This is a genomic window from Pseudomonas borbori (assembly GCF_900115555.1).
Classification (GTDB): Bacteria; Pseudomonadota; Gammaproteobacteria; order Pseudomonadales; family Pseudomonadaceae; genus Aquipseudomonas; species Aquipseudomonas borbori.
This window is the reverse complement of sequence record NZ_FOWX01000023.1, coordinates 1-13415: the sequence shown is the minus strand read 5'-3', so window position 1 is coordinate 13415 and position 13415 is coordinate 1. Positions and strand designations below refer to the sequence as shown.

Here is a 13415-nt window from a genome sequence, read left to right as displayed (position 1 = left end):
ATGATGCCAGGCTATCCAAAACCCTGGAAAAGCTACCAGGAACAGCTCGACCAGCTAACCGCTCGCGGTATGACCGCCACGGACAATGCCAAGGCATTGGATTACCTGGAGCGCATCGGCTATTACCGGCTGAGCGGTTATTGGTTTGCCTTCCGCGAGCGAACAGAGCTCTGCTGTCCGCTCGATCCGCATAGCGGGAAAAAACCCAAAAAGGTCAAACAAGACCGGCTACCGCTCGACGACTTCCGCCCAGGAACGACCTTCCAGAACGCTGTCGATCTGTACGTGTTCGATAAGAAACTGCGGCTGCTCGTGCTGGACGCACTGGAGCGTATTGAAATCGCCCTGCGCGTCGACATCTCTCATGGCCTGGGTAAGCACCATAAGTTCGCTTACCTGCAACCAGAGCTGTTTCACGAAAGCTTCTCCAGCAAGCTGGATGGCAAAACAGGCTTGACCAAACATCATGGCTGGCTGAGCAAGCATGCGACGCTGATCAACCGCTCCAAGGAAGATTTCATACGCCATAACAAAGACAAGTACGGCCTGCCCTTGGCCGTTTGGGTAGCGTGCGAGGTTTGGGACTTCGGCACTCTGTCGACGCTATTCGATGGCATGACCGAAGCTGATCAGGACGCCATTTCAACGCAGTACAACATCAGCAATGGCCGTATCTTTGCCAGCTGGCTACGTAGCCTGAACTACTTGCGCAACGTATGCGCACACCACAGCCGGCTTTGGAATCGCAACATCGTTGACCAGCCGAAACTGCCGCCAGTAGCTCAAGCACCGTCACTGGCTGCGTTTCATAACGACCCTCAGCGGCAGGCTCGTCCGTTCATGCTGCTGTGCATGACTCAACACCTGATGAAGATCATCAATCCCTCATCAAGCTGGGGAGCACGACTGAAAGCGTTGCTGGAAAATGACTTTCCAGACCTGACACACCTGAATCTTGGCCTAGATCGGATGGGCGTGGACGATGGCTGGAAGGCCCGGGACTGGTAAATCGCAGGCAATAAAAAACCCCTGAGCAATCTCAGCACCGAAGCGCATCAACCGACAGGGGCCGTGTTGCTGCCAATTATAGGCAGCTGCGTCATTGCGTCAACCGCCGCCTGGCGTCAAAAGCTGGCCAACCTTACTCGCACCGCGCCGACAATCAGCTCTACGTCTCAGCTCTGCACGCATCCATGTGGATGCGTCCTGCATGTCCTTTGCCAGGGGGATAAGGGAGCAGACTTACCATCTGGATTCATCCCCAACGACCTGTCAGCGGCTCGCCGAAGCCAATGCCGCGCCGAAGCCGATAAAGGTCACCCCAGCGGTTTTATTGACGATGCGCCCGCCACGTGGCGAGGTCAGCCAGGCCTTTGCCCGCCGCGCAAACCGCGCATAGGTGCAGTGAATGCACACCACCAGCGCACTGTACGTCAGCACCAGGGTGGCGAACTGCAGCGAATAGTCGCGTGCCGGGTCGATGAATTGCGGAAAGATCGACAGGAAGAAAAACACCGCCTTGGGGTTGGTCAACTGCAACGACAGCCCCTCGACGAAGCGCCGGGGGAAGCTCGCGCTGGGCGTCGCTTGCGTGGAGAAGTCGAACGGCGGCGCCCGCCACAGGCGAATGCCCAGGTAAACCAGGTAGGCCGCGCCGATGAACTTGAGCAGGGTAAAGGCCTGCGCCGAAGTGGCGAGCAACACCCCCAGGCTGGTAGCCGAAATCGCCGCGACCACCAAGGCGCCGAAGGCGATGCCGAGAATGCCGCCAAAGGTGCCGCGCAAGCCGTAGCGCAGGGCATTGCTCAGGGTCATGACCACCCCAGGGCCGGGGCTGGCCACGGTGGCGGCGGCCATCAGCAGAAACAGCAGGTAGAGTTGCATCGATGACTCCTTGTCGTCGGCGCTGGGCTCGATTGCCGTGCGCCTGAGATAGCTGCGACGCGCTGGCCGCTCAGGCTGCAGGCCGGCGCAGGGCTAACAGCGCGGCGCCGAACGAGATGAATACCGCGCCTACCGCGCAGTTCGGCCATTTGGCGAAAGCAGCCTGCGCCAGCAGATTTCTGGCCCGTGCTGCACACCATGGCATAAGCGATCAGGGTGGCGAAGGACAGCACCATGAAAATACCCGTGCGCGCGAAAAGCTGCACCAATAAAGGCGCGCTGGCATCGATGGGCTGTTCGATCCTGCATCACACGGAAGGCAAGGATCTTGAAGCTCAGGTGTTCATTACTAGATCAAAAGCTGGGCTGAGTAGCGCATCGACGCAGTAGCAATCAAATCGATGGGGACGGCCTTGATCGGATCCTGTTGTCTCCGGCAGAAAGTCGGAGCCATCAGCAACCCATTAACCAAGGCACTCAATTAGCCGCTGCACACAATCCTCGATCGACAAACACTCAGTCATCAGTGTTAGCGTTGGTCGTAACGGCGGCTCGTATGGAGAAGTAATTCCCGTAAAGTCTGAAATCTCTCCCGCCCTGGCCCGCTGGTAAAGTCCCTTTACATCACGGGCTTCACAGGCCTGCAAAGAACAATTCAGATAAACCTCGGAGAAATCGTCTGGGCCGACGATCTCTCGAACCATTGCCCGATCAAGGCAGGTTGGAGAGATGAAAGCGGCTATGCAAATCACCCCTGACTCGACAAACAGCTTGGCAACTTCGGCAGCGCGTCGCAGGTTTTCATGGCGCCCTTCAGGCGTAAAGCCCAGATCAGCGCACAAGCCACCTCGCAGGTTGTCTCCGTCAAGCACTACGCAGCGCCGCCCCAGAAGATACAACCGTGCTTCCAGAGCATAAGCCAGCGTGGACTTCCCCGCGCCTGACAGCCCCGTAAGCCAGAGCACCTGACCACGCTGAACGTTGAGCAACTCCCGCTGCTCTCGGCTAACCCGGCTATCCTGGCGACAAACCAAGGTAGAACTACCGTTCACCGAACGACTCACTCAGGGTTTTACGCAAAGGCTTGAGCAAATAGTCCATCACCGTACGCTCGCCGGTGCGGATATCGACCTGAGCCGTCATCCCTGGCAGCACTTCCAGCACCCTGCCGGTTGTTGAGGTAACCGGATGGCTGGCAGGCTTGACCCGCACGCGGTAATAGATATCCATGCCGCGATTGGTTTCTTCCTTCAGGCTATCGGCGCTGACATAAGCGACCTCGCCTTTGACGCCGCCAAATATGGTGTAGTCAAAGGTATCGAAACGAACAGTCGCCTCCAGGCCCGGTACAACGCGGGCAATATCGGCGGTACTCACCTTGGCCTCAATCATCAACTCATCATCGACCGGAATAATCTGCATCAGCTCTTCGCCCGGCCGTAGCACCCCGCCAACCGTGGTTACACGAATATTCTTGACGATGCCCGGCACCATTGCGGTAAACACGCTGTCCTGCTGCTGCTGCTTACGAAGGGTCAGCGTTTGCCCATTCTGCGCAATATCATCCTCAGCCTTGACCAGCTCAAGCCTGGCATCCTCAAGAAACTTGTTACGCCGATTCACCAATCGGGCTTCAGCTTCATTGAGCCCACGCTGCACGCGCAGCAACTCAGAGCCACTGGCATCACCGTTCGAGTAAAGCTGCTCAACCAGTCTTAACTCCTTCTGCGCCAGGGAAACCGCCACACGCATGGTGCGTAGTTCTTCCTCCAGACCCAGTTGGCGCTGCTTGAATAACGCCTCCTCGACACGTGCCGTTTCCGGAGACCGCTCAAGCAGGTCAGCCTGAAAGACAAGTTGACGCTCTCCAATGACTTCAGCCCGCAACCGGGTAGCCCTGGCCTGAAGAGCAAATAAACGGGTTTCTACTTCACCTACCGACGCCCCGAGCCGAGTCTGTTCCATGAGCGCAAGCAGCTGACCAGGCGCCACCCTGTCGCCTTCTTTGACCAATAACTGCTCCAGAACCCCACCATCCACAGACTGAATAATCTGCACCCGGCTGCTGGCGATCACCTCGCCAGTGGCACGAGCGACCTCATCAATACGAAACAGCGAAGCCCATACACCGAAGGTGGCAACAGCAATGAATACAGCCATCAATAACCAACCCTGACGGCCGCGGTGAGAGTTCTGCAACCTGCTGACACGCGCCTGAATTCGCGCGTCGTCGTCCTGTGAGAAACGATCAGACCACATCGAGCGTCCCTCCTTTACCCATACGTGATGAAGCAACCGGACGGGCCAGCAGCTGTGCCAGCACCCGGTCCGGTGCACCGTCCTTTGCCACTTGCCCTTGCTGCATGACAATGACCCGAGTTGCCAGACGCACGGCCGCCATCGGCCGGTGGGTCGCAACGATCAAAATATCCTCAGGGCGCACCGCCTCTTGCAAGGCGGCCCACACGCGCTGCTCGGATTCACCGTCAAGCGCAGCGGTCGGCTCGTCCAGCAGCCATACGCGTGGCTGATTGATCAGCACCCGTGCCAGCGCAACCAACTGCCTTTGCCCGCCAGACAAGCCCTCTCCGCCCTCGCTGATCGACAGATCCATGCCCTGGGGGCTGGATGCGGCAATGGCATCGATGCCCAGCTCACGGGTGATCTGCAACAGACGCGAGTCACTGGTCGCGCCGGTCAACGCCAGATTGCTACGCAGGCTGCCCTTGAACAGCTGCACTGTCTGCGGCAGATAGCCCACCTGACTGGCCACCAACTGCGGATCGATTTCCCACAGATCGGCATCACCCAGGCGCACACGACCCTCACCGGGGCGATACAGCCCCGCAAGAATTTTCAAAAGAGTCGACTTGCCGCAGCCCACCGGCCCTACCAGCAGCACGCGCTCGCCGGCCTTGAACTGCAGTCCCTCGATATCGACCTGGCAGATTGGCGACTCGGGATAGGCAAAGCGCACGCGGTCCAGCGCGACCTCTTTGGGCAACTCATCCGGCAGCAGCAATTGCTGGTCCGGACGCCGATCACGCTCCAGGCACAGCACCTGATCCACCATCTGCAGTGCCTGTCGGACATGCTGCCACTGCGCGAGGTACTGAACACTCTGGGCGATTGGCGCAATCACCCGACCGCCCAGGATGCTGCACGCGATCAGCCCGCCCATCGTCAGCAGACCGGCCTCGATCTGCCATACCCCAACCACCACGGCGGCGACATAGGCCAGGGTCGACAGGCTACTGGTACTCACGCTGGAAAAACTGCTGATGGCACGCTGCTGGATGCTGTAGCCATCGATGCTCGCGGTAACGGCTTGCCATTCCTGGGCAAAACGCCAGCCGGCGTTATTGGCGCGGATGGACTCGGCCCCGCGAATACTGTCGACCAGTAACCCCTGCCGCTCGTTACTGCGCAGCATTTGCTGCCTCAGCAATGCGCGCAAACGCCATTGAGTCACATAGCCCAGCATCAATGCCACCGGCAGCAACAGGGCATACACCCAGCCGACCGCGCCACCGATGATGGCGATAAACGCCAGAAACATGAGCGCGAAGGGCAGATCCACCAGCGCGAACACCACGCTCGAACTGAAGAATTGCCGCACCGCATCCAACCCGCCCACCTGCGCCGCCAGCGTCCCAAGGCTGCGCGGCTGCTGATCCAGACGCAGATGCAGCAAGTGCTCGAAGACCTGCTGCGACACGCGCTTGTCCACCGCACAGGAAAGGCTGTCCAGAATCCGCGCACGGGTGGTTTTCAGCAACCAGTCCAGCAGGATGATCATCGCCATGCCGGTCACCAGCGTGGTCAGGGTCGCGTAGGCCAGTGTGGGTACCACACGGTCGTAGACCTGCATGGCGAAAATAGAGGTACCGACAGCCAGCAAATTGACCAGCACCGTGGCAACCATGATTTTCCACAGCCAGCCACGCTCACGAAACAGCTCACGCCAGACCAGGCGGGTCGCCAGATTGCCCGCAAACGCTGGCCCAGTGTCTGCGCTCCTGTTGCTAGGGGCCCGCAGCCAGACCACCAGGGCATCCTGCAACTCGCTATCGCTCATCTCGCGACGCGCGCCTGCAGCGTCGATCAACGTCAGCTGCTCCGCTGTTTCGCGCACGGCCAAAAACCACTCATCACCCGCGCGGACCAACACCGGCAGCCGGCGCTGGTCGAGGCGGCGCCAGGCCAGCTGCACGGGTGCGAGGTTTTTCAGCCCGGCCTGGATCAGCACCTGCCTGAGCCACTCGGCAGGCCGCAAAGCTGCAGACGCATGACCGACCTGCGTGCAGGCCTGCTGCAACGCAGCGTTGTCGCAGGGGATCTGTAACGACGCCAACAAGTGTTTCACCAGCGCAGGCGCAATGCTCTGCTGCTGAGCATAGGTTTGCCCATCCATGCGGTTACAACTCCTCGGTATTTAAGGCAACCGAGGCATCAAGGCCACCGGTCAGCGCTGCCAACTGCAGCGAGTAGATCACCCAATCGCTCTGTGCCTGCACCAACTGCAAATGCTGCTCGCTGAATTCGCGCTGGATATTCAGCACATCCAGCCAGCTTTTGCTGCCGGCCGCGTATTGACGCTGATATGACCCCAGTACAGCCTCCAGCTCGGTCAGTGACTCGCCCTGCACTCGAATCAACTCATCCTGCAACTCACGGCTGCGTTGCAGGCGACGCACGCTGCGCTCAAGCTCGTTGACGGCGTAGCTCAGATCGTCTTCCGCCGCACTCTGCTGCGCCACCGCGGCCCCCGTACGACCACGGGTAGCGAAGCCCATGCCTTCCAGTGTGCCCTCCAACACCAGGCTGACGCGGGTGTCATCACGGTAGGTAGGCTGGTCGTAGTCCTGTTCGGCTTGAAGGTAAATCGTCGGCATGGAAGCCGTTTTCGCTTGATCCACGCCCGCTTTGGCCCGTTCGATTTCCTGCTTTTTGTAGCGCACCTCGGCACTACCCTGCAGGGCGGCCTGGCGCAAAGCGTCGCCCTCACTGACCTGCAACCAGCCCGAAGCCACCGGCAGCTTGGCCGGCAAGGGGACCTGGGTCAGGGCCAGCAGATCACTCTCGGCAATTTCCAACTCCCCGGCGTAACGCTCGACCCGCGCCTTGGCTTGCGCCAGGCGAGTGGTCGCCAGGCGCACATCTGCGGTCGACGCCAGTTGGCCTTGCTCGCGGCGGCTGATTTGCTCAAACAGTGACTGGTGAGCGGCCAGGCTGGCCTCGACCACCTGCAAGCGCTGGCGGCTGCCCAACACGCTGGCGTAGGCAACAGCCGTCTGCTCCAGTAATTGACGCTGTACCCGCAGCAGATCGACGCGCTCGACATCGGTGTCGGCATCGGCGAAAGCGATGCTGTTGTCGATGCGCCCGAATGCCCACAGCGGCTGACGAGCACGCAGGGTTACCGGTGTGGAAAGATCCTCACCGGTGGCTACATCCCGATTGGACGCCGAATACTGCTGAGCCTGGGCGGTCAGGCTGGGATAGCGCTGGCTGCGCGCGGCATCGGCAGAATATTCCCGTGCCTGGATCTGCGCCTGTTTGCCGCTGACGGCCGGGTGCAGGCTCAGTGCGGCTTGCAATGCCGCCTGCAAACCATCCGCCTGCTGTGCGCTCGCGGGCAGCGCCAAAGCGGCCAGGCATACGGCCACCAGGCTACGCCGTCCCAGGCGTGGCAAGGACGTTACCATGCAAACTCTCCATCGATTTCGTGTTCGTTGTCGGTCACGCTAGCGTGCGCCGAGTGCGGTTTTTTGCGTTTCAACAAAGCAGCTTTCTCCGGCTCACCGGCCATCTCATACGCCTGCGCCAGATCATCACGCCATTGGCCATTCCACGGGCATTGCTCATGCGCCTTGAGCATCAAGGCGATGCCCTCGTCCAGATGACCTTTACGCACATAGATCAGCCCCACCATAAAGGTGGCGGCGGCATGCTCGGGCAAGTGATGCAACAGCTGCTTGAAGTGATACTCGGCATCATCCAGCCTTTCTTCGCGGTAAAACGCCACGCCGGTTTCCAGCAGGCCGGGCACAGGTAGCGTCACCATATCGGTGATGGGTTGCCATTCGATGCGGGCATTGGTGCCACGAATCAGGGGCGCGAGATACGCCTCATAGCGCGCCCACTTGGCCATGGAGGTGGTGTAAAGAGGCTGGCGAACTTGCCAGACGCTGGCGGTTTTCACCGGCCGCTGCAGCTCGCTGAAATTAAGTACCTGCGGCTCCCAGGCCACGCCGACATATGCCAGCATGCGCCGCGCCTCGCGCTCCGGGTCGGCCAGCACGTCTTCGTAACGTACCTGCAGAATTTCACCAGGGAACACCTGATCCCAGTGCTGCAGCAGCAGGTTGTGGTCGGCCAGTTGCTCGCCGATCCAGGTCAGGTCGTAGGCGAAGCCCATGCCGCCGTGCTTGGCCGCGTAGTCGGTGAAGTAGTTGGAGATGGCGATATCACGCGGATCGCGGCGCACCGAGATGATCCGCGCGTTGGGAAACAGCAGCTTGATCAGGCCGATGTTCTCGAAGTTATGCGGCAGCTTGTCCACCACATGCAGCGCCTCGGGGGCGTACTCCTGCAGCTCCTTGAGGATGTTGCCGGTGATACCCGCAACCACCTTGGCGCTGAGGTCGTCCACACAGTCGGGGTAATGCCGGCCTGAGCCAACCCGGCGCTCCCAGCGCTCCAATCCGGCGATCACACCCGGTATCACGCCCAGCTCGCCAGCACCGTGGATCTGGCTATGGCCGGCGAGTATCTGTTCGATCAGCGTGGTGCCGGAACGCGGCATACCCAGCACGAACACGGGCAGGGTCGAGTGGTTGCCCAAGCCACCGCGGTGTTCATACAGCTCACGATTGAAGGCATGGCGGATACGTGCGCAGCGCTGGCGGTGAGCTACGGGGTCATAGTTCAGCAACTTGCGGCTGGCGGTATTGGCTTCATCGGCGAGCACAAAGGCCTTGGCGTAGTCCTTGCGCTTTTCCCAGGCTGCGGCCAACGAAAACAGCAGGCCACTTCGGACACGCCCTTCGGGCCCCGGCATACGGGCCAGACGCTCCAGCTGTTCCAGCGTCGCCACGTCATCGGGGAAGTGGCGGGCGTTGATCAGCGCCGCGTGGCCTCGCGCGGGGTCGATCTCGCTGGCCCGGGCGAACAGCGTCACCGCCTCATCGATGCGTCCCAGTTGCATCCGCAGCTGCCCCAGGCCGATCAGCGCGGCCAGCAACCCGGGGTGTTTCTCCAGCAGAGACTGGTAACGCTGTTCGGCCTCAACGTAGTGAAGCTCGTGCGACTCCACGCCTGCCAAGGCCAGTTCGGCCTGAACGCGCCATGAACCGAGTTGCTCACAGCTACCCCGGCCCGCCTGCGCAAGCGAATCCACCAGCGCCATCGCGCGTTCGGCGGCCTGGCGTGCGGCGATGGGATTGTGCTGCAAAAGGAGGCTGGACAGGCGCACCCACAGCGGAACCAGATCGTCCTCCTGCTCCTCGGCAAGGCGAATGGCCCGGCGCAGCAAGGCTGCTGCTTGCGCCGTGCGCCCCTGCAGGGCGGCGATCTCAGCCAGTTGGCTGTACAGCGGCAGGTGCTGCGGGCAGTGCTTCAGGCCCTCGCGCAGGGCATCCTCGGCTTGCGCGTGCTGGCCGCCGCCTTGCAACAGTTGCGCGTAGCCTTGCAGCAATGCGCACCAGTCCTGTTCGGGTAATGCCGAACGCCGCGCCGCCAGCCAGGCCTCGACCTCGGCCTGCTGTCCCGCTGCCAGCCACACTTCCAGCTGGAGCCTGTGCAGTCGTGCTTGGTGATATTGCTGTAGAGGCTCAGGCCACTCATCGGCCTGTTCCGTCCAAAGATTCGCTGCGAGTTCCAGTGCTTCCAGTGCGCCTGGTGCGTGATCCATTTGCAGATGCAGCTGCGCAATGCTCAACAAGACAGCCTGTCGCGGTTGCACTGCCGCGCTACGTTGGTACAACTCCAAAGCCTGGTCGACGCGCCCCTGCTGCATGCGGCACCAAGCCAAACGAGCCAGAGCCAGGGAGTGGCCTGGCTGCACGGCAAGCACCGCCTCCAGCAGTGCGCCGGCCTCATCGACACGACCGAGCGATAAGCAAACGGCACCGAGGTCGACACGGGTTTCGCAATCCAGCCGGTCGATCAACTCCAACAACCCAGACAGCGCATGACCCGCTTCTTCGAATTCCCCCAGTTGGGCTTGGGCAAAGGCCAGCAGAGCCAGGCATGCCGGGTCAGCCGAATCCTCCCAGGCTGCTTCCGCAGCGCCCCGTAAAGCAGGGAAATCTTGCCGGTCGGCAAGACCGCGCAGAATAGATAGCATCATGGTCGCTGCAGCAAACTTTGGCTCCTCTCACGCTCTGTGTGGCGCACCCTACTCAAGCCAGACCTTGTGAGGTCAGCACACCGGCGGGCATGTTGATCAAGTAAACCTGTCCCAGACCATAGTGGGCGTCATAGTTCGTGATGTTGGGGAACAAGCCACCCCAGAGGTCTACGTCAACCAAGCTCCTGGTACCGTGGATGACGGTGCGACCAAATCCGCCGCTCCCAAGCAGCCTGGCTGCCTGACCCGATGTCGACCCCCAAAATGCAGCACCGTTGCCAGCAGCCGGGCCATTCACGGCGGAGAATGAATTCACGGCAGTACTGCCTATTCCCTTGACAGCTGATCCGTTGCCCACCAGAACGATCCTGTCGTCAGTGCTCAGTTTGTTGGCGCCAGACCACGCACCCCAGGTATCGCTGGCGCCGGGTCCGTCACCGTCGGTACTCAGCGTGACCGAGTTGCTGTTGACGCGGATATAGATCGTGTAGCTGGTGTTCGCGTCGAAGGTACGGCTGCTGTGACTGGAGCTTACGCCCTCAACCAAATCGAACACCACAATGCTGGTATCGACCGCTGGCGCCGAGGTATCGATAACGATGGCCTCGTTCGCCCCCAGGGACCCCGCCGTGCCGGGGCTGGCCAGAGTCAGGGTGGCGTTATTGCCAGCGGCGTCGCGGATCGTGCCGCCGTTCAAACTGAGTGCGTTAGTGTTCAGGTAGTCGAGGTCGGCGCTGGAGTCATCCGCCTGCACCGTGTAGCTGAAGGTTAGGGTGTTTGTGCCGGAGCCACTGGCGTAGTTGACCACCCGGTCGGTGGTGCCGGTTTCCAGCGTCAGTTGTGGTGTGCCGGTGACCGTCACCGCTTCGCTGAAGGCGACCTGGATGCTGATCACGTCATCCACGGCATAGGTGCCGGCGGCGGTGGTACTGCTGACACCGCTGACGGTGGGCGCGCTGGTGTCGACCAGGTAGCTGGCGTTGTCGGCCACCAGGGCGTGGGTTAGCACCGCATCGTTCCCAGTCGCGTCGCGCAGCGTGCCGCCGTTGGTCTGAAGCGCATTGGCTGCTATCGAGATGCCATTGGCGTCGGTCTGACTGGCCAAAATGGTGTATTGGAACACCAACGACGTAGTGCCCGTGCCCAAGACGTAATCCGCGTAGACCGTGCTGCCGCCGATAGTCAGCGCCACGCGCGGCGTGCCACCCGCGGTATTGACCAGCGTCGCCTCGTTCATGGTGACCGTCACACTGACCACGTCACCAGCATTCAGGGTGTTGTTCTGCACACCCGTGGCACTGCTGATGGCCACGCTGCTGACCGCTGGCCCGGTGTCATCCACATCGTTGATGCTCAGTGAAACTGCCTGCTCGCTGGCATTGCCCGCTGCATCGGTAGCGACCACGGTAAAGGCGTAGCTGGTTTTGCTTTCGTAGTCTGGGTTACCGGTCAGCGTCACCGCGCCACTGGCGCCGTCGATGCTAAAGGCAGCATGGTCATCCACGGCCTTGAGGCTATAGGTGACGGTGTTGGCATCGGTTGCCGCAGCCGTATACACGGTCTGTCCAGCCCCAATGTTTTCGCTGATTGCAGCAGCCACAGCGCCCGAGGTCACGCTGGGTGCCGTGGTGTCGACCTGATAGCTGGCGTTGTCAGCCACGGCATCGTGGCTCAATAGCGCGTCGTTGCCGGCGGCATCCTTGAGCGTGCCACCATTGAGTTCGAGCGCGTTGGCCGGTATGGCAATGCCGTTGGTGTCGGTGTCGCCGTCTTGCACGCTGTACTGAAACAGCAGCGCGGTACTGCCACTGCCCGAGGCGTAGGTGGCGTAGACCGTGCTGCCGCCGATATTCAGGGCCACGCGCGGTGTGCCGGTGACGATGGTGTTCTCATCCAGGGTCACGGTGATGCTGAGCACATCACCGGCGTTGAGCAGGCTGCCCTGGGCACCGCTGGCACTGGTGATGGCCACACTGCTGACCGTCGGCGCGATCTCATCCAGGTCGTTGATCGAGAGCGTCACCGCCTGCTCGCTGGCGTTGCCCGCCGCATCGGTGGCCACTACGGTAAAGCTGTAGCTAGCTTTCGTTTCGTAGTCAGGGTTGCCGGTCAGGGTCACTGCACCGCTGCTGGCATCGATTGCGAAGTTCGCATGGTCAGCAACAGCCTTGAGGCTGTAGGAGACGCTACCCACGTCACTCGCTGCAGCCGTGTAAACGCTTTGCCCGGCACCACTGTTCTCGTCGATGGCGCTGGCTGTGGCGCCCGAGGTGAAGCTGGGAGCAGTCGTATCCACCAGGTAGCTGGCGTTATCGGCCACTGCGCCATGATCCAGAACAGCCGCATTACCCGCCGCATCGCGCAGGGTGCCGCCGTTGGCCTGCAGTGCATTGGCGTCGAGGCTGATGCCATTCACATCGGTCTGGCCTGCCAGGATGGTGTACTGGAACACCAGCTCGGTGCTGCCACTGCCCGAGACGTAATCGGCGTAGACGGTGCTGCCGCCGATATTCAATGCCACACGCGGCGTGCCACCTGCCGTATCGACCAGCGTGGCTTCATCCATGGTCACAGTAACGCTGACCACATCGCCCGCATTCAGGGTGCTGTTCTGCGCGCCACTGGCAGCGCTGATGGCGATGCTGCTGACGGTGGGTGCGACTTCATCCACCAGGTCGTTGATCGCCAGGGTGACAGCTTGCTCGCTGGCATTGCTCGCCGCATCGGTGGCGACCACAGTGAAGCTGTAGCTCGCCTTGGTTTCGTAGTCTGGGTTGCCGGTCAGGGTTACTTCGCCCGTGACGGCATTGATGCTGAACAACGCTGCATCACCGCCGGCTTTGAGGCTGTAGCTGGTGCTACCGGTCACCACGTCGGTGGTGTCGGTGCTGGTGACGGTGTACACCACCTGCCCGGCGCCGCTGTTCTCGTTGATCGCCGTTGCGGTATCAGCCGAGGTAATGAGCGGGGCAGTGTCATCCAGGTTGCTGAGGCCCAGCGTAACAAGCTGCTCGCTGGCGTTGCCTGCGGCATCGGTGGCTAGCACGGTGAAGCTGTAGCCTGGCTTGGTTTCGTAATCCGGATCGGCGGTGAGGGTCACTGCGCCGCTGCTGGCATCGATGCTGAACAGGGACGCGTCGCCCCCCGCCTTCAGGCTGTAGCTGGTGGAACCTGTGGC

General features: G+C 61.2%; 9 protein-coding genes. 2 read left to right on the top strand and 7 right to left on the bottom strand.

Features of this window, described 5'->3' with window-relative positions; translation table 11 throughout:
* Entirely contained in the window at window positions 1-1008 is a 1008-nt protein-coding gene (locus tag BM315_RS16375) for an Abi family protein (protein WP_090502898.1), read from the top strand.
* Between the two features lie 264 nt (window positions 1009-1272).
* Here BM315_RS16375 and BM315_RS16370 read toward each other — a convergent pair whose 3' ends face one another.
* On the bottom strand, window positions 1273-1884 hold the full coding sequence (locus BM315_RS16370) for a LysE family translocator (protein WP_090502896.1): 612 nt from the start codon (window positions 1882-1884) through the stop codon (window positions 1273-1275).
* A 234-nt stretch (window positions 1885-2118) separates the two neighbouring features.
* Between BM315_RS16370 and BM315_RS24690 the strand changes: the two genes are divergently transcribed.
* Entirely contained in the window at window positions 2119-2274 is a 156-nt protein-coding gene (locus tag BM315_RS24690) for a hypothetical protein (protein ID WP_170862236.1), read from the top strand.
* 74 nt (window positions 2275-2348) lie between these two features.
* Here BM315_RS24690 and cysC read toward each other — a convergent pair whose 3' ends face one another.
* The 6 genes from cysC to BM315_RS16340 all read right to left on the bottom strand — a co-directional run.
* Window positions 2349-2948 (bottom strand): adenylyl-sulfate kinase, encoded by a 600-nt coding sequence (gene cysC, locus BM315_RS16365; protein WP_425287792.1) that lies wholly within the window; start codon window positions 2946-2948, stop codon window positions 2349-2351.
* Window positions 2926-4143, bottom strand: a complete 1218-nt coding sequence (locus BM315_RS16360) for a beta-barrel domain-containing protein (protein ID WP_090502893.1) — start codon at window positions 4141-4143, stop codon at window positions 2926-2928. Before BM315_RS16360 ends, cysC begins: the two co-directional genes overlap by 23 nt.
* Window positions 4133-6298, bottom strand: coding sequence for an ATP-binding cassette domain-containing protein (locus tag BM315_RS16355; RefSeq protein WP_090502891.1), 2166 nt, complete (start codon window positions 6296-6298; stop codon window positions 4133-4135). The genes BM315_RS16360 and BM315_RS16355 overlap by 11 nt, the downstream gene beginning before the upstream one ends.
* Window positions 6299-6302: 4 nt before the next feature.
* Window positions 6303-7592, bottom strand: a complete 1290-nt coding sequence (locus BM315_RS16350; RefSeq protein ID WP_090502889.1) for a TolC family protein — start codon at window positions 7590-7592, stop codon at window positions 6303-6305.
* Window positions 7586-10237 (bottom strand): tetratricopeptide repeat-containing sulfotransferase family protein, encoded by a 2652-nt coding sequence (locus BM315_RS16345; RefSeq protein ID WP_090502887.1) that lies wholly within the window; start codon window positions 10235-10237, stop codon window positions 7586-7588. The genes BM315_RS16350 and BM315_RS16345 overlap by 7 nt, the downstream gene beginning before the upstream one ends.
* Before the next feature lie 52 nt (window positions 10238-10289).
* A partial coding sequence (locus BM315_RS16340; protein ID WP_141123965.1) for a cadherin repeat domain-containing protein occupies window positions 10290-13415 on the bottom strand: 3126 nt, incomplete at its 5' end.

Excerpts from the sequence above, each read along its gene's own strand:
- BM315_RS16350 (WP_090502889.1), bottom strand. The coding sequence starts at position 7,592 with ATGGTAACGTCCTTGCCACGCCTGGGACGGCGTAGCCTGGTGGCCGTA.
- BM315_RS16370 (WP_090502896.1), bottom strand. The coding sequence starts at position 1,884 with ATGCAACTCTACCTGCTGTTTCTGCTGATGGCCGCCGCCACCGTGGCC.
- BM315_RS24690 (WP_170862236.1), top strand. The coding sequence starts at position 2,119 with ATGAAAATACCCGTGCGCGCGAAAAGCTGCACCAATAAAGGCGCGCTG.
- BM315_RS16355 (WP_090502891.1), bottom strand. The coding sequence starts at position 6,298 with ATGGATGGGCAAACCTATGCTCAGCAGCAGAGCATTGCGCCTGCGCTG.
- BM315_RS16375 (WP_090502898.1), top strand. The coding sequence starts at position 1 with ATGATGCCAGGCTATCCAAAACCCTGGAAAAGCTACCAGGAACAGCTC.
- BM315_RS16345 (WP_090502887.1), bottom strand. The coding sequence starts at position 10,237 with ATGATGCTATCTATTCTGCGCGGTCTTGCCGACCGGCAAGATTTCCCT.
- BM315_RS16360 (WP_090502893.1), bottom strand. The coding sequence starts at position 4,143 with ATGTGGTCTGATCGTTTCTCACAGGACGACGACGCGCGAATTCAGGCG.